This window comes from Aeromonas sp. 600276 (assembly GCF_049175815.1).
Taxonomy (GTDB): domain Bacteria; phylum Pseudomonadota; class Gammaproteobacteria; order Enterobacterales; family Aeromonadaceae; genus Aeromonas; species Aeromonas dhakensis.
This window is the reverse complement of sequence record NZ_JAAKVU010000006.1, coordinates 26,461-42,281: the sequence shown is the minus strand read 5'-3', so window position 1 is coordinate 42,281 and position 15,821 is coordinate 26,461. Positions and strand designations below refer to the sequence as shown.

The following is a 15,821-nucleotide window of genomic DNA, read 5'->3' as shown; positions in this document are numbered from 1 at the left end:
TGTCGTCTCTTAATCCCTGTTACCAACCACCGGAGGCGCCGCCGCCGCCAAAACTGCCGCCCCCTCCGCTGAAACCACCGCCACCACCAAAGCCGCCGCCGGAGCGACCGGCACCGAAGCCACCGGCGAGGTAAGCGGCACGACGCCGGCCACCTCGACCACCGCCGCTGCCACCGCCACGCAGGTTGTGCAGCACGATCATCACAATCACCATCAGGATGAACAGCCAGGGGCCGCCCAGCTTGTCCTTGCTGGCGCTGTCTACCGGTTTGTACTCACCCGCCAGCGCCTGCATGATCGCCTGGCTGCCGGCCACCACCCCGGCCACCATGTCGCCGCGCTTGAACGCAGGCAGGATCCGGGTCTGGATGATGTTGGCGGCGATGGCATCGGGCAGGGCCCCTTCCAGTCCGTAGCCCACCTCGATGCGCACCTTGCGCTCATCCTGGGCGATCAAGAGCAGTACGCCGTTGTCCTTGCCTTTCTGGCCGATCCCCCAGTGGCGGCCGAGCTGATAGCCGTACTCTTCGATGGTGTCACCCGCCAGCGTGTCGATGGAGACCACTACCAGCTGGATGCCGCTGCGCTTCTCGAACGCCGCCAGCTGCTGGGTGAGCTGGTGGGCCTGCTTGCGGGACATCAGGTTGGCCTCGTCCACCACCCGTCCGCTCAGGGCGGGGAAGGTGGGGGCGGCGGACACCACCGCCGTCCACAACAGCAGGCAGGGCAGCAGGGCACGGATCACGTGGTTCATTGGAAGCTGACCTTGGGCGCCTCATCGGCACCGGGCTTGGCGCTGAACGTGGGTTTGGCCTCCAGATCCGAGTAGAGCAGCTTGGACCAGATGACGCCCGGGAAGGTGCGGATCTCGGTATTGAATTGGCGTACCGCCTCTATGTAATCGCGCCGGGCCACCGAGATGCGGTTCTCGGTGCCTTCCAGCTGGGCCTGCAGGGTGAGGAACTGCTGATCGGCCTTGAGCTCGGGATAGCGCTCGACCACCACCATCAAGCGGGAGAGGGCGCCGGAGAGCTGGTTCTGGGCCGCTTCAAACTCCTTGAGCTGGGCAGGATCGCTCACCTGCAGGCTGCCGACCCGGGCTCTGGCATCGGTCACCGCCTTGAGGGTCTCCTGCTCGTGGCTGGCGTAGCCCTTGACGGTGGCCACCAGATTGGGGACCAGATCGGCGCGGCGCTGATACTGGTTCTCGACCTGGCCCCAGCTCGCCTTGACCTGCTCATCCAGGGTGGGAATGTTGTTCATGCCGCAACCGGTCAGGCTCAGCAGCAGCGTCAGGGTCAACAGGGACTGGGTCGCCCTCTGCCAGAGTGAAGTGGCCATCTTGTTGTTCTCCATTGATATTTTTTACAGATAACGGTTCACCATACCAGCTTGTGGTCAACCGCCACAACGGGCGGGCAGCCTGGGTTTGTGATAAGCCATCGAAACCTTGGGCAGCTGCGGCTTGTCCTTGAGCCAGGAGGCCAGCTCGGCACCGCAGCCGTTGCCGGGCGGGATCGGGGCCTGGGGCTGGCAATCCGGACTGTCGGCCGGGCAGCGCAGGCGCACATGAAAGTGGCTGAAGTGGCCGACCCAGGGGCGCAGCTTGCCGACCCAGGGCTCATCGGCCGCCCGTTTGCATACCTCGGCCTTGAGCACAGGGTTGATGAAGATGCGGGCCACCTCGGGCTTGCTGGCCGCCAGGCGCAGCAGATTGAGCTGCTGGGGGCCGAAGCGTCCGGGCAGCACCCGATAGCTGGGTTCGTCGATCAGCGCCCACTCCTTGGGGGCATCCTGCTCCCAGCGAGAGATGGGCTGGTTGGCCATGCGAAACCAGATGTCGGCATCGAGGCCGGTTTGATGGCTGCGATGGCCGGAGGTGAACGGGCCGCCGCGGGCCATGGCGAGATCGGCGATGTAGAGATCCGGCATGCCGGCCATGCGGGTCTGGTTGGCCAGGGTGGTGAGGTAGGCGATGAGCTCGGGGTGGCCGTAGTAGCGCAGTCGCTTGGTGCGGATCACCTGATAGCCGGGACCGCTCAGCGGCAGCGCTACCCCGTTCTTGAGGCAGCCGGCGGAGTAGCCGCCAATGGCCTCGGCCTGGCGGGGGTGAGGTTCGGCAAGAAAGGCACTGGCCATGAAAAGCAGGGTGGTGGCAAGCATGAGACTCCCGACAAGCGTGCAAATGGACTCAGATGGAGGGAATCATATCAAGAGTGCGGCGAAGCCGTCATCCAGCTGGCGGCACGGGTTGCATCCTGCGGGGCGGCTCGCGCACAATGCGCGACAAAAATGGCGCGTCCAGCGTCTATGAATAAGGAGAGATGAATGAAGGTCAGTGAGCTGGTGAACAAAACGGGGCTGGTCTGGCTGATGCCCCCCGCCCGCCGTTTCTATCCGGTGATGGCGGTTTTGCTGCTGGCGAGCCTGCTCACCGTGCTGGCCGCCATCGCTTTGGGTTACCCACAGATGGGGCTGCTGCCCTGGGTCGGGCTGGTGTTCGGCGGTATCGTGCTGCTGATGATGGTGCTGCCTCGCAGCTGGCAGCGCTGGCGGCTGGCGGAGCTGGCCTGGGACGAGACCCATCTCTATCTGCTCAATGGCAGCAACGATCAGGCGCTGGCGCTGCCCAGGGCGGCATTGGTCGGGGTCGAGCGGGATCGCAAGGTGGGCCACGATGGCCAGTGGCTGGCTTTCAGCCTGGATCTGGCGCTCGATGAAGAACAACTGGCTGCCGCCACCGCGCTGATGGGGCTCGGCCGCGAGGGAACCCACGCCGTGGCGCCCGGCATCTATCGTTTCGGCTTTAAGCGGGCCTGGCATGGCCGGCGTACGCTGCAGGGGCTGCTGGACGCCCTGCTCCCCATATGAGCTGACTATTTTCTCGACAATCTTTGCCAAAGCTCAGATACTGCCAGTGACTCGAATTGATCTTGTCCGCTCTGTTCGCCCAACAGATCAATGAGTTGAGTAAACGGAGCGGGGAAGTGCCCGGACACGACGTCCCGGCAGGTCCGGCATGGGGGGTGTGCCCTTACCTTTGTGTTGGTGATTGGATAGAGAAGGCACCTTGAATCGAGAGTGGATGGCATGAAGATTTACGTAGGTAATCTGTCGTACCGGATGACGGCCGACGAACTGAAAACCGTGTTCAGCCAATTTGGGCAGGTAGACAAGGTCGATATCATCATCGATCGCGATACAGGTCAGTCCAAGGGGTTTGGCTTCATTGAAATGCCTGTCAATGGCGAGGCCGAAAAAGCCATCGCCGGTTTGCATGGCACCGAGATTGGTGGCCGCACCATTACGGTCAACCAGGCCAAACCGAAGACAGATGCACCACGTGGTCGCCCCCAGCGTCATCGCTGAGCAGCCTCGATAACGCAAAACGGCATGGGTTTCCCCCATGCCGTTTTTGTTTCTGGCGTTTGCCGGATAAATCAGGGCACGTCGTAGCCGAGCGCCGCCTTGCGGATGCGGAACCACTGCTGACGACTGAGGACGATGGACTGGGAGGCCACGGCGGCGGCGATCCGCTCCCGCTTGCCGGAGCCTATCAGCGGCAGCGGCTGGCTTGGCAGCATCATGACCCAGGCATAGACCACCTGCTCGATCTGCTCGGCGCCCACCTCATGGCGGATCTGCTCGAGCTCGGCGCGCAGCGGGGCATATTCGGGGGCCTGGAACAGGCGTCCCCCCCCGAGGCAGGACCAGGCCATCGGCTTGATGCGCAGCTGCTGGCACTGATCCAGGGTGCCGTCCAGGGTGGTGCTCTGATTGAGCGGCGAGATCTCCAGCTGGTTGGTCACCAGCGGGAAGGGCAGGCGTGACTGCAGGAGCTCGAACTGACGGGCTGTGAAGTTGGAGACGCCGGCATGCTTGATCTTGCCCGCCTGCTTGAGGGTGATGAAGGCGTCGGCCACCTCGTCGGCATCCATCAGGGGATCCGGGCGGTGGATCAGCAGCAGATCCAGGTGATCGGTGCCGAGCTTTTGCAGGGAGGCCTCGGCGCTGGCGATGATGTGCGCCTTGCCGGTGTTGTAGTGATTCAGCGCGTGCTCCGGCTTGGCGGTGAGGGCGATGCCGCACTTGCTGACGATCTCCATCCGGTTGCGCAGGGAGGGGTCAAGGCGCAGCGCCTCGCCGAAGGCCTGCTCGCACTGGTAGCCGCCATAGATGTCGGCGTGATCGATGGTGGTGACCCCCAGATCCAGGTGGTACTTCATCAGATCCAGCAGGGCGCTCGGGGAGAGCTGCCACTCCATCAGGCGCCAGTAGCCCATGATGAGACGGGAGAAGGTCGGGCCCTCGGGATGGAGGGGGAGGCGAGATACGGACATGGAGGCTCCTTGGCTCATAAGGGTAAAAAGATGCTGCCCGCATCTTGGTCTCTTCTGGTTGGCAAGGCAATAATGCGGCTTTTGTTAATTCGAACTTTGGTTCTGAGGGAGAGGAAATGGACGGTTTTGCCGAACGCTTGCAGAGCTTGATAGGAACGGGCTGCGTCAGCGCCTTTGCCCGCAAGGTGGGACTGAGTGAAGCTCTGATCCGCAAATATCTGAAGGGGGCTGAACCCGGGCTTGGCAAGGCGAACCAGATAGCCATGGCCGCCAACTGCTCGCTGGAGTGGCTCGCCACCGGCTGTGGCTACCTCTATCGGCAGGCGGAGGTGGTGGATCGGGAAGCCCTGGAGGCGGCCGGCAGCCTGTTGCAGGAACAGAAGCCCGGATTGTCGCTGCCGGAAGCAGACGCACAGGTGATCCTGCTCGCCTATTACCAGTTCTTGCGCAGCCACAAGCAGGCTGACGGGTTTCTCGATCTGGCGCGGGCCCGTGAATTTGGCAGGCACCTGCATGAGGCATAAGCCCGGATGGGGATGGCCCAGCTACGGCCGGGGATTATTCTGATACCCTCTAAACAGATGAGGGCAGCGGGGAGAGGGCGATGGGCTATCTGATCTTGGGCAGCGGCGGCTTGGGTACGGCACTGTCACATGAGCTGTCCGCTCGCGGCGAGGAGCTGGTGCTGGCTGGCCGGCAACTGCCAAAAGGGGTGGATCCCGCCTGTTATTTCCCGCTGCAGGAGGTGGACGCCCTCTCCTTCGATGCCCTGTTCACCCTCTATGACACGGCGGCGTTGCCGAGCGTGGTGATCAACACCATAGGTCTGCTGCACGACATCAACTTCATGCCGGAGCGGCGGGTGGAGGAGGTCAACCCCAGGTGGCTGTGCGACAGCCTGCTGGCCAATGCCTGGCCGCACCTGGCTCTGGCCGCCTGCCTGAGCCGGCGCATGACGCCGGATGCCCGCCTCTGGCTCTGCACTCTCTCCGATCTGGCCGGCAGTCTCGGGGCCAACGAGACGGGCAGCCGTTACAGCTACCGGATGAGCAAGGCGGCGCTCAACATGGGGGCGAAAACGCTGGCCCACGAGTGGCGCGAACGCTTTCCCGCCGCCGGGGTGATCACCGTCCATCCCGGGCTGATGGATACCCCCATGAATCAACCCTTCCTGCATGAGCTGGCGACCGAGACCCTGCAGGATCCGGCGCTTGTGGCGCCGCGTCTGCTTGATCTTCTCAACCAGTTGTCGCCGGCCCAGTCCGGCAGCTTCCTCGACTTGCAGGGCCAGCCGCTACCCTGGTAAGCCGTCACCGGCTTCACATTCCGGAAACGGTCCGCTTGCCAAGCCAGCCATGGCTGGCTAACGTCATGCTCCAGCTTCAGGAGGGATGTCATGCGCTATATCGATTTACGAAGTGATACGGTCACCCAGCCCACGGATGCCATGCGCCAGAGCATGCTGCATGCCGAGGTGGGGGATGATGTCTACGGGGAAGATCCCGGCGTCAATGCACTGGAGGCCCGCGGGGCCGAGCTGCTGGGCAAGGAGGCCGCGCTGTTTGTCCCCTCCGGCACCATGTCCAACCTGCTGGCGGTGATGAGCCACTGTCAGCGCGGTGAGGGGGCCATCGTGGGCCAAGGAGCCCACATCTATCGCTATGAAGCTCAGGGGAGCGCCGTGCTGGGCTCGGTCGCACTGCAGGCGGTGCCCATGCAGGCAGACGGTTCGCTGGCGGTGACCGATGTGGCCGCGGCCATTGCCCCTGACGATGCCCATTTTGTACAGACCCGGCTGGTCTGCCTCGAAAACACCCACAATGGCAAGGTGCTGCCGCTTCACTACCTGCAGGCGATGCGCGAGTTCGTCAACGAACGTGGGCTGCAGCTGCATCTGGACGGGGCGCGCCTGTTCAACGCCGCCGTGGCGAGCGGTCACGGGGTACACGAACTGGCTGCTCCCTTTGACAGCATCTCCATCTGCCTCTCCAAGGGGCTGGGGGCACCGGTGGGATCGCTGCTGGTGGGCTCTCGTGCCTTCATCGCCCGCGCCAGACGGCTGCGCAAGATGCTGGGGGGCGGCATGCGTCAGGCGGGGATCCTGGCCCAGGCCGGTCTGTTTGCCCTCGAACAGCACGTCGCCCGCCTGGCGGACGATCACCGCCGGGCCAGACGCCTGGCCGAAGGGTTGGCCACCTTGCCCGGCATCACCCTGGATCTGGCCCAGGTGCAGACCAACATGGTCTTCCTGCAGCTGGCAAAAGAGCAGAGCGGCCCCCTGCTTGCCTTCATGAAGGAGCGGGGGATCCTCTTCTCTGGTTACGGCGAGATGCGGCTGGTGACCCATCTGCAGATCACCGATGACGACATCGACGAGGTGATCGACGCCTTCACCGAGTACCTCGGGGCCCGCTGAGCGCCTCACCACAAAACAGGGCGCCAAGGCGCCCTGTTTTCATTGTGCTGCAAAGAGTCTTCATGCCTGGCGCTGGCCGCTCATCAGCATGGCCTCGTCGGTGGCGTCGTAGATCATCACGGCGATGTGGGTCACCTGGCCGCCGAAGTCGGCCAGCGGCACCAGGGTCAGGTTCTGGAACATGTGGGGCGCTGAGCCCGTGATGGGGCGGTAGTTGGAGAAGCGCAGCAGATAGGGTTTCTGCTCCCAGGTGCTGAAGGCGCGGTTGTTGAGCTTGAACACCATGTTGGCCTTGCGTTCGAACCAGGCGCGATCTACGTCGGGGAAGAGGTCGAACAGCACGCCATCGCGCACCTCGCCGGCCAGCCGGCCGCTGTGGCTCTCCATGAAGCCGTTCCACACCTGTACCCTGTACTCCTTGTCGAGCACGACCAGCCCCACGTCCAGGTTCTGGACTATGTTCATCAGCCAATGAAATTCACGGATTTCCATGGTCACTCCTAGAGCATGTGCATGATTTTGTTGTTCATGGTGGCGATGGAATCTTCGGTAAACAGCAGCAGCAGATCGCACTGCACCGCGTAATCCTGGACCCGGTAGTTGATCTCGATGGCCAGCGTGCGGCGCCAGCGACTCTTGTTGGTGTTGATGAGCTCGTTGATGGGTCTGTGCTGGCCGAGCACCACAGGGTGACCCTGACTGAAGGGGGTATCGAGCTGGCTGGCGTAGCCGCGCAGGAAGGCGCCGATCAGCACGTTGGCGGTGTCCATCAAGAGCTCCAGCTCGGCATTGCGATCCAGCGTGCCCTGATGGTTCATCAGCCGGGCCAGATCCTTGAAGCTGGAGTCGTGAAACAGGATCAGCGCCTCGCCGGCGATGCCGGCGCCGATGAAACCCTGGCAGACGGCGGAGAGGGTATCCGAGTCGGCGGCAGCCGAGAGGGCCATGTGCAGCTCGGATACTTCCAGCACGTTGACGTTGGGAATGGGCAGCACCACGAAGGCGTTGAGCAGGCGGGCCAGCAGGTCGGCGGCCTGACCCATGGAGACGTTGGCGAGCTCCTGATAGGCATCGCGCACTTCGGGGCTGATCTTGATGCCGGTATCTATGCTGCCGGCATCGACCACCGCCTGAGCTGCGGGGCTGGCTGCTTCCGATACGGCAGTGCCCTTGGCCTGCCACAGATCATGCTGCTTCAACAGGGCGCTGAGGGTCTCCGGGGCGGCCGGTTTCTTGATGAAATCGAGCGCCCCCAGCCCCATCACCCGCTGATAGGCTTCCGGCTGGATGTCGCCGGAGACCACGATCACCTTGTTGCGCAGCCCTTCGCGCTTGAGGGTCTCCAGTACGCCGTAGCCGTCCATCTCCGGCATGGTCAGATCCAGAAAGATCAGATCCCCATGCCCCATCAGGACCTGCTCTATCCCTTCCAGCCCGTTGGCGGCGTAGTGGAGCGTCACGTCCCAGTCTGCGGGGAGGGCGCGGGCCAGCTGTTTACGGGCGAATCCTGAGTCATCACATATCAATACATTCATAGTGTTAGGCTGGCCTGGTCAACGAGGATTGCTATAAGTGTGGCCCGCCAACGGTCAGATGCAATGAGACAGGCTGGTCGCCGGTGAAAATTGGTTGTCCCACTGCAGGCTCCGGTAGCGCGCTGAATATTTTTCAACAAAATCAGCGAACATCTTAACACGCAACGGGGCAAACTGAGGCTGGCAACGCAACATGTAGAAGGGGCGGTTGCCGGTTTTCCAGTCGGGAAGTACCGCGATCAGCTGCTCATCCTGCAGGAAAGGGTGTACGTAATGGAGCGGGGCGTTGACGATCCCCAGGTGCCGTCTGGCCGCGCGAACCGCTGCCTGGGTCTGGTTGACGGTGAGCCTGGCGGCCCGCTTGATCTGCACCGTCTGCTCCTCCCGGTCGGTCAGTTGCCAGTGCTGATGGGGCCAGCAGTAGATGAGCGCATGCTCCTCCAGCTGGCCCGGATGGGAGGGGGTGCCCATCTTCTCCAGATAGAGGGGGGAGGCAAACAGGCCGTATTCGATGTGACCGAGGCAGAGCGCATTGGGCAGGGACTGGGGGAGCTCGCCGTTGAAAAACACCAGATCCCTATCGTTGTCGAACAGGTGTTGATGATCGTTGGTCTGGGTGATGTCGAACTGCACCTCGGGGTAGCGCAGGCCAAAGTCCGCCAGCATGTCGACCAAGATGGTGTTGGAGAGGGCGATGGGGGCCGCCAGACGGATCACCCCGTTGAGGTCGGCCTCTTTGCCCTGGATCTCGCCAGTGGCCTGCTCGATTTCACCGAGCGGGGTGCACAGGCGCTCGTAGTAGCGCAGTCCTTCATCGGTCAGGCGGAGTTTGCGGGTGGATCTGTGTAGCAAGGAGCAGCCGAGCTGCTCTTCCAGCTGAGAAATACGTCGACTGATGGTGCCGGTGGGCATGCCCAGTGCGGCGGCCGCGTGGGAGAAGCCTCCCTCTTGTACCACCTTGACGAACAGATAGAACTCTTCGATGTACTTCATAAGCGGTGTTCTGGGTGTAACAAGGCAGTGACCTTAAAAAGTGCGGCCAGCCTTGGCAAGCTCAATCCGGCGTTTAATTGATCTGGATTAGATTCGACTCCCGCTGGTACTGGTGCAAAAGCCGGACAAATTCGGCCGGATCCCGGTCCAGACTGTTGTCCGGCACCAGCAGATCGTAGCCGAGCAGATCGCGCAGCCGGGTCATGCGGTTGGCCAGCATGGCGATCACCCCCTCATAGCGTTGACCGGAGGGGGAGCGAAAGTGACTCTCCTCCAGCAAGCCTTCCCCCTGAAAAGGGTCACTGCAGCCCCCGCCGATGCATTCGGGTTGCTCACTGCGCAGTGCCTGCAACAGGACGCCACGCTGCTCGGTCAGCAGGCGCACTGCCAATCTGGGTGTGATCAATGTCAAAAAATCGTCGTAATCTTTGATCTTCAAACCTATGTAGGGCAGGGGGACCAGATCCCAGCCTAGATGAATGCGTGGCTGGTCGATTCGCTGAATATTTCTCCATTTCAGGATCCAACCGCCGTATTTGTGGTGATATTGCAGACAATCGTGACAGAGCGACAGGCTGAAATGGGGCTCGACCAGCTTCAATGAGCCGATAAAGATCATCATCAGACCCGCCAACAGGCCGGAGACCGGGGGGATTAGTGGTTGTTCACCGAGTAAAAAAAGTATAAAAATCATAGCAATGCTTACTATGATGCCCAACAATGCCAACGTGAGTCCGTTTTTCCTGACCATGGGTTTCACATGTAGCGTTTTCATATGAAGTCAGCCCCTTGCGCATGCTTGTTTCCATTATGGGCTGGATCCGATTTTGTACCAGCATCGGTTGCCCGGGAGGGCTCTCCGCCGCTGGGTTTCCCAGTGATCACATACCATGAATCACCATATTAGATGAATACGCTAGACGAACGGTTATTGAACGGGATGGATGTGTTGCATACCCCAATCTGGGTGTATGACATCCGGCATCACCATATCTATTGGGCCAATCGCGCCGCTTTGAATGTGTGGGAGGCCAGCTCGCTGGACGAACTGCAGTCGCGCGATTTCTCGGCCGACATGGCACAGGCCATCGATCTGCTGTTGCAGCGCTACCTCGGGGACTTTCAGCAGGGGCGCAGCTACAGCGAGTGGTGGACCCTCTCCCCAAAGGGGGTAAAGAAACAGGTTTATTTGCGCCTCTCCGGTATCCAGCTGGCGGGGCGGCTGATGATGATGACCGAGGCGGTCATCGATGCCGACACCCTCTATCAGGAGTCCTCCCTCGCCACCGGCGATACCCTGGCCTGCCTGTTTGACAACCTGGGCCGGCTCGAGAGCGGCAATCACCACTTCGAGATGTGCTTCGGCGATGAGGTACATCACCTCTCCCAGCTCTTCTCCGGCAATGACGACGCCTTCTATCAGAAGCTCTCCCGGCTCGATGAAGTGGTGGCAGAGGGGGAGTGCCGCACCCTCAAGGGGATGCGCTGGTTTCAGTACCAGTTTCGTCACATCCAGCAGGGGGCCCAGATCCTGCTCACCATGCGTGACATCACCGACCGCAAGCTGGAGGAGCTGGAACATCGCCACCTGGCCTGGCACGACTCGCTGACCGGGCTGCTCAATCGCTATGGCTTGATGAAATCGCTGGAAGCCTATTGCGGGCTGGGCGGGCGTTTCGCCCTGGTGTTCATGGACCTGGACAACTTCAAGCTGGTCAACGACAACTACGGCCACAAGGCTGGTGACCGGCTGCTGGAGCGGGTCGCCGGGCGGCTCAAGCAGATCTGCCCGCGCGATGTGGAGCTGGCCCGGCTCGGTGGCGACGAATTTACCGCGCTGGTGCCGCTCAGCCACTCCAGCGATCGGGCGCAGGAGGTGGCCGATCTCATGCTCTCCCAGATGACCAAGCCGTTGCAGCTGAGCGGGGTGCCCGAGGTGACCATAGGCGGCAGCATCGGCATCGCCATCTATCCGGATGATGCGGACGATGGCGACAACCTCATCACCCGCGCCGACATGGCCATGTACCAGGCCAAGCAGATGGGGCGGCTGCGCTGGCAGCGTTTCACCCCCAGCATGCAGCAGACCCTGCATCGCAAGCTGACCCTGAAGCAGTTCCTGGCCAAGGCCATCGGGCGGGGGGAGCTCAGCCTCTGTTACCAGCCCCAGGTGGATGTGGCAAAAGGCAGGTTGCTCGGGTATGAGGCGCTGCTGCGCTGGCACAATCCCGTACTGGGCCATGTCTCACCGGTGGAGTTCATCCCGCTGGCGGAAGAGATGGGGCTCATTCGCGAGATAGGCGGCTGGGTGCTGTCGACGGCGCTGGCCCAGATGGCCCACTGGCAGAAGGAGTGGCGGGTGAGCGTGCCGGTGTCGGTCAATCTCTCCGGCTTCCAGCTCTCGTCCTCCCTGCCGGATCTGGTGGCCCAGCAGCTCAAGGAGTTTGGTGTGGATGCCGGCCTGCTCACGCTGGAGCTGACCGAGACGGTATTGATGCTGGACATGAAGGGGTGCATCGAGATCCTCGATGGCCTGAGCGAGCAGGGGATCAAGATTGCCATCGATGACTTCGGCACCGGCTACTCGTCGCTGGCCTATCTCAACCGGCTGCCCATCGACACCATCAAGCTGGATCGCTCCTTCGTGGTGGGGCTCAACCTGCCGGTGATCCGGGCCACCGTCGCCATGGCCACCAGCCTGGGCCTTGGCATCATGGCCGAAGGGGTGGAGGACGAACACGAACTGGCCGCCCTGCGCACCCAGGGCTGCCACGTGTTTCAGGGGTTTTTGTTCAGCAGGCCGATGTCGGTGGCGCAGGTGGAAGAGAGCGGCTTCGTGGTCAGCTGCAAGGCGGGTAACTATCCGCTGGCCGGTTAGCCGGTGTGCTGTGATGCGAGCGCGGGGGGCCTTGGGCCCCCCGCTGTTTTTGGGTAGAGTGTGTGCTTCTTCATATGGAGGCAACATGAACCCGACTCTCGACCTTATTCTTGCCCATCGCTCCATTCGTCAATTCACCGCCGAACCCATCAGCGAGGCCCAGCTCGATCAGATCCTGAGTGCGGCCCAGGCCGCCTCCAGCTCCAGCTTTCTGCAGGCCAACAGCATCATCCGGGTGACCGACAAGGCCCTGCGCAGCCAGCTTGCCGAACTGGCGGGGCATCAGGCCTATGTGGCCCAGGCGGCCGAGTTCCTGCTCTTTTGCGCCGATTATCATCGCCACTGCGAGGTGGTACCGGATGCCCAGACCGGCTTTGTCGAGCAGTTGCTGATCGGCGCCATCGACGGCGCTCTGATGGCCCAGAATGCCCTGCTGGCAGCCCAATCCATGGGGCTTGGCGGTGTCTATATCGGCGGGATCCGCAACAACCCGGCTGCGGTGAGCGAGGCGGTGGGTTTGCCGCATCAGGTGATCCCGCTGTTCGGCCTCTGTCTCGGCCATCCGGCTCAGGCGCCTGAGCAAAAACCCCGCTTGCCCCGCGCTCTGGTGGTGCATGAAAATCGCTATCAGGCCGAACTGGATCGGGAGCTGCTTGCCAGCTATGACCGGCAGATCGAGGCGTATTACCAGTCCCGCAGCAGCAACAACAAGCAGCAGAGCTGGAGCGGCCAGATCCGGGGCATTCTTGGCAAGGAGGCGCGGCCCTTCATGCAGGATTTCCTGCGATCCCGGGGCTTCAGCCTCAAGTAATGAGCCCGATGGGCGATACTAAGGGATAATGGCGGTGTCGCCAGCGCCGCGTGATCCCGGTTTTCCCCCGTTTTTACGGCTACCTTGCGGCATAAATCGGGGGCAAGCCTTGCGGTGCGGACTACCTTAACTAGGTAAGCTGTTGTAGGATCACGCAATTGAATTGGGACAGGAGTTTGGACTTCCTATGATTTTAACCTTGGTATTGCTGTCTATTGGCGCACTCCTGTTTCTGGTCATCGCCTATAACGTGATGCAGCAATATAAGCAGAAGGCAGAGGCCGACAAGCGTCACGCCATCGCCCGCTACAAGTCGGTGGTGGATGAAACCGAAGAGATGCTGCTCAACGTCAACCTGGTGCCCTTCTCCAAGAACATAGTGCTGCTGTTGCAGCACAGGATCCTTGATGCCTATCGCGCCATCGCCCTGGTGATGCCCAATGCCCAGATCAAGCAGCGCATTGTCGACGTGCAGACCCAGATCAAGAACGTGCAAGAGAACTACAGCAGCCAGGATGAGGGGCATTTCAAGACCCCCGAATCGGATCGTCAGGCCATCCAGATGTTGCAGCTGGTCAAGAAGATGCGGGCCGTGCTGCGGGTCGAGCACAACAAGGGCAAGATAGATCCGCAGGGCTTTGCCCAGGAGGATCGCCGCCTCGAGCTGATGCAGCTCAAGGTCAACATCGCCAACCTGGTGAAGCGGGCCATGGATGCCCAGATCCAGGGGCAATACGGCACCTGTCGCCAGCTCTACACCAAGGGGCTCTCCGCCCTGGCCAGCGTCGCGGATAAAGATCCCTACCTGATGGCGCGGGAAGAGGACATGCGCCAGGGGCTGGCCGGACTCGACGCCCATCTCCAAGAGCACAGCGAAAAAGAGCTGCAAAACATCAAGGACAAAGAGGCGGACGAACTGGACGTCTTGTTCCAACCCAAGAAGAAATGGTGATCATGTCACATCCACTCGATACCACACTGGGGCCGATGGCCCCATTTGTTTGCCAGCTGTTGACCGAGCTGGACGCACTTGCCATTCATCCCGCCGCCATCGAGGTCGACCACCTCTGCTATCGGGCCGCCACCCTGGTGGAGTACCAGACCCTGAAGGGGCTGCTGGCAACCCATGGCGACCTGCTGGTGGAGGGGATGATCGGCGGACGGCCCATCGCCACCTACCGCCTGCATCAACCTGTGCCCCATGCCCACGGCAGCGTGCCCTGCATCGAGCTGGCGGCGCCCAAACCCGGTCGCAGCCATCAGGCCGGGCTGGAACATATCGAGCTGGTGGTGCCTTCGCTGGACGCCTTGCTGACGGCCCATCCCGAGGCGGCCTTCAAGACCGGCAACCTGAATGATGAACGCAATCCCGATGTGGCGGTGATGCTGGCCTCTGGGCAGATCAAATTCCATCTGCGCACCTTGGCCGAGGTGATCGAAGAAGAGGTGGCGAGCGGCGCCGTGGTGCCGGTGCCTGCCGGATACTACGACCAGGCTTGATGAGACGGGGCCGCTTGACTGGCCCCCGTCTGGTATCAGGAATGGCGTCAGGGATGACAGATGCGGGGGCGGGTGGGGCGTCCCTTCAAGTGACCGAGCCAGAGGCTCAATCCCGCCGTGATGACCAGTACCAGCTCGATGCCGAGCACCAATCCCCCGAGTCCTCCCTGCTCCCAGAAGGGGTGAAGATAAAGTCCCCCCAGACTGGCCCCCAGATAGTAACCCACCAGATAGAGCGATGAGGCGAGCGCCCGGTTGTGCTCCACGTGCTGACCGACCCAGGCGCTGGCACAGGCGTGGGCCAGAAAAAAGCCGAAACTCGAGATGAGCAGACCCGACAGGATGGCCCCGAGCGAGCCGCCCAGCAGCAGGGCACTGCCGAGTGCCATCAGCGCTATGCCGACCAGCAACAGGCGCTGTGCCCCCCAGCGATGGGCGCAGCGCCCGCTGAGGGAGGAGGCCACCGTCCCCGACAGATAGGTCAGAAACAACATGCCGAGCCACTGGGTCGGCAAGGAGAAGGGGGGGCTGGCCAGCAGGAAGGTGAGGTAGCTGTATTGGTTCAGAAACACCATGAAGTTGAGGCCGCCGATGAGGTAGGCCCCCACCAGCAGCGGATTGCCGAGGTGGCTGGTGATGGCCTGGCGAAACTGGCCCGGCTTGGCGATGACGGGCACGAAGCGGGTCTGGGCCGGCAGCAACCAGATGACGAGGGGCAGCAGGGCCAGGCTGATGAGGCCGATGCCGAGAAAGGTGTGCTGCCAGTCGCCAAACCAGCCGGCCAGCAGGCCGCCGACCACCCGGCCGGCGATGCCCCCCAGCGAGTTGGCGGCGATGTAGACGCCGACGGCGGAGAGCAGGGCCCGCTTGCTGAACTCTTCCCCCATGTAGGCGATGGCGGTGGCGGGCAGCCCCGCCAGCAGCACCCCCTGCAGGATCCGCAACAGCAACAGCTGTTCAAACTGGCTGACCAGGCTGATGAGCAGGGAGATCAGGATGGCACAGGCCAGGCTCCACAACATGATCCGGCGCCGACCGAAGCGATCCGCCAGCCGGGCGCAGACGAGCAGCGAGACGGCGAGCCCTGCGGTGCAGCCGGCCAGAGTCCAGCCGGCCGACAGCGAGCTGACGGAAAACACCTCGGCCAGCAGCGGCAGCAGGGGGTGGGTTTGATAGAGATTGAGAAACACCAGGAAGGAGCCCAGGCTGAGGGCCAGGGTGGCGCGGATCCATTCACGACTACCGACTTCGATCATATGCAATTGTCCTGACAGCTTTGTTGCAGGTTAGTGCGCGCCAGAACATAAATATAATATATTTAAGTTATCCATCTGATAAACCAAATTGA

Annotated in this window: 18 protein-coding genes; 9 read left to right on the top strand and 9 right to left on the bottom strand. The window is 62.1% G+C overall.

Features of this window, described 5'->3' with window-relative positions; translation table 11 throughout:
- Positions 1-19: 19 nt before the first annotated feature.
- Genes G5134_RS07695 through mepA form a run of 3 tightly spaced genes read right to left on the bottom strand, consistent with a single transcriptional unit; the run spans position 20 to position 2,163 of the window.
- Positions 20-754 (bottom strand): TPM domain-containing protein, encoded by a 735-nt coding sequence (locus G5134_RS07695; protein ID WP_065018551.1) that lies wholly within the window; start codon positions 752-754, stop codon positions 20-22.
- Positions 751-1,356: a LemA family protein gene (locus G5134_RS07690; protein ID WP_017781667.1), complete on the bottom strand. Its 606-nt coding sequence runs from the start codon at positions 1,354-1,356 to the stop codon at positions 751-753. Before G5134_RS07690 ends, G5134_RS07695 begins: the two co-directional genes overlap by 4 nt.
- 42 nt (positions 1,357-1,398) lie before the next feature.
- Positions 1,399-2,163, bottom strand: coding sequence for a penicillin-insensitive murein endopeptidase (gene mepA / locus G5134_RS07685; RefSeq protein ID WP_025201825.1), 765 nt, complete (start codon positions 2,161-2,163; stop codon positions 1,399-1,401).
- Positions 2,164-2,328: 165 nt separating this feature from the next.
- Here mepA and G5134_RS07680 point away from each other — a divergent pair, with 165 nt between their 5' ends.
- Both G5134_RS07680 and G5134_RS07675 read left to right on the top strand, forming a co-directional pair.
- On the top strand, positions 2,329-2,871 hold the full coding sequence (locus tag G5134_RS07680; RefSeq protein ID WP_017787266.1) for a hypothetical protein: 543 nt from the start codon (positions 2,329-2,331) through the stop codon (positions 2,869-2,871).
- Positions 2,872-3,090: 219 nt separating this feature from the next.
- Positions 3,091-3,369: an RNA recognition motif domain-containing protein gene (locus tag G5134_RS07675; protein ID WP_005299863.1), complete on the top strand. Its 279-nt coding sequence runs from the start codon at positions 3,091-3,093 to the stop codon at positions 3,367-3,369.
- Between the two features lie 71 nt (positions 3,370-3,440).
- Here G5134_RS07675 and G5134_RS07670 read toward each other — a convergent pair whose 3' ends face one another.
- The gene (locus tag G5134_RS07670; RefSeq protein WP_005299866.1) at positions 3,441-4,340 is read right to left on the bottom strand and encodes an aldo/keto reductase; all 900 of its coding nucleotides are present in this window, start codon (positions 4,338-4,340) and stop codon (positions 3,441-3,443) included.
- A 116-nt stretch (positions 4,341-4,456) separates the two neighbouring features.
- Here G5134_RS07670 and G5134_RS07665 point away from each other — a divergent pair, with 116 nt between their 5' ends.
- The 3 genes from G5134_RS07665 to ltaE all read left to right on the top strand — a co-directional run bounded on the left by G5134_RS07665 (position 4,457) and on the right by ltaE (position 6,756).
- Complete coding sequence (locus G5134_RS07665; RefSeq protein ID WP_065018549.1) at positions 4,457-4,864, top strand: helix-turn-helix transcriptional regulator; 408 nt, start codon at positions 4,457-4,459, stop codon at positions 4,862-4,864.
- A gap of 80 nt (positions 4,865-4,944) precedes the next feature.
- Positions 4,945-5,646 carry a short-chain dehydrogenase gene (locus G5134_RS07660; protein ID WP_065018548.1) on the top strand — a complete coding sequence of 234 codons (702 nt, stop codon included), beginning with the start codon at positions 4,945-4,947 and terminating at the stop codon, positions 5,644-5,646.
- A 90-nt stretch (positions 5,647-5,736) separates the two neighbouring features.
- On the top strand, positions 5,737-6,756 hold the full coding sequence (gene ltaE / locus G5134_RS07655; RefSeq protein ID WP_373342039.1) for a low-specificity L-threonine aldolase: 1,020 nt from the start codon (positions 5,737-5,739) through the stop codon (positions 6,754-6,756).
- 60 nt (positions 6,757-6,816) lie between these two features.
- Here ltaE and G5134_RS07650 read toward each other — a convergent pair whose 3' ends face one another.
- The 4 genes from G5134_RS07650 to G5134_RS07635 form a co-directional block, all read right to left on the bottom strand.
- The gene (locus G5134_RS07650) at positions 6,817-7,248 is read right to left on the bottom strand and encodes a PAS domain-containing protein (protein WP_005299876.1); all 432 of its coding nucleotides are present in this window, start codon (positions 7,246-7,248) and stop codon (positions 6,817-6,819) included.
- Between the two features lie 8 nt (positions 7,249-7,256).
- Positions 7,257-8,291, bottom strand: a complete 1,035-nt coding sequence (locus G5134_RS07645; protein WP_373342040.1) for a response regulator — start codon at positions 8,289-8,291, stop codon at positions 7,257-7,259.
- A 54-nt stretch (positions 8,292-8,345) separates the two neighbouring features.
- Positions 8,346-9,284, bottom strand: coding sequence for a LysR family transcriptional regulator (locus G5134_RS07640; protein WP_017786151.1), 939 nt, complete (start codon positions 9,282-9,284; stop codon positions 8,346-8,348).
- A 73-nt stretch (positions 9,285-9,357) separates the two neighbouring features.
- On the bottom strand, positions 9,358-10,059 hold the full coding sequence (locus tag G5134_RS07635) for a DUF2982 domain-containing protein (protein ID WP_421231938.1): 702 nt from the start codon (positions 10,057-10,059) through the stop codon (positions 9,358-9,360).
- A gap of 165 nt (positions 10,060-10,224) precedes the next feature.
- Here G5134_RS07635 and G5134_RS07630 point away from each other — a divergent pair, with 165 nt between their 5' ends.
- From G5134_RS07630 to G5134_RS07615, 4 genes are all read left to right on the top strand, one after another.
- A complete protein-coding gene (locus G5134_RS07630; protein ID WP_411592246.1) occupies positions 10,225-12,162 on the top strand; it encodes a putative bifunctional diguanylate cyclase/phosphodiesterase in 1,938 nt (645 codons plus the stop codon).
- A gap of 85 nt (positions 12,163-12,247) precedes the next feature.
- Positions 12,248-12,973, top strand: coding sequence for an oxygen-insensitive NADPH nitroreductase (gene nfsA, locus G5134_RS07625; RefSeq protein ID WP_005299892.1), 726 nt, complete (start codon positions 12,248-12,250; stop codon positions 12,971-12,973).
- Between the two features lie 187 nt (positions 12,974-13,160).
- Positions 13,161-13,925, top strand: coding sequence for a hypothetical protein (locus G5134_RS07620; RefSeq protein WP_005299895.1), 765 nt, complete (start codon positions 13,161-13,163; stop codon positions 13,923-13,925).
- Complete coding sequence (locus G5134_RS07615; protein ID WP_065018544.1) at positions 13,919-14,473, top strand: VOC family protein; 555 nt, start codon at positions 13,919-13,921, stop codon at positions 14,471-14,473. Before G5134_RS07620 ends, G5134_RS07615 begins: the two co-directional genes overlap by 7 nt.
- Before the next feature lie 47 nt (positions 14,474-14,520).
- Here G5134_RS07615 and G5134_RS07610 read toward each other — a convergent pair whose 3' ends face one another.
- Positions 14,521-15,729 (bottom strand): MFS transporter, encoded by a 1,209-nt coding sequence (locus tag G5134_RS07610; protein ID WP_065018543.1) that lies wholly within the window; start codon positions 15,727-15,729, stop codon positions 14,521-14,523.
- Positions 15,730-15,821: the final 92 nt, after the last annotated feature.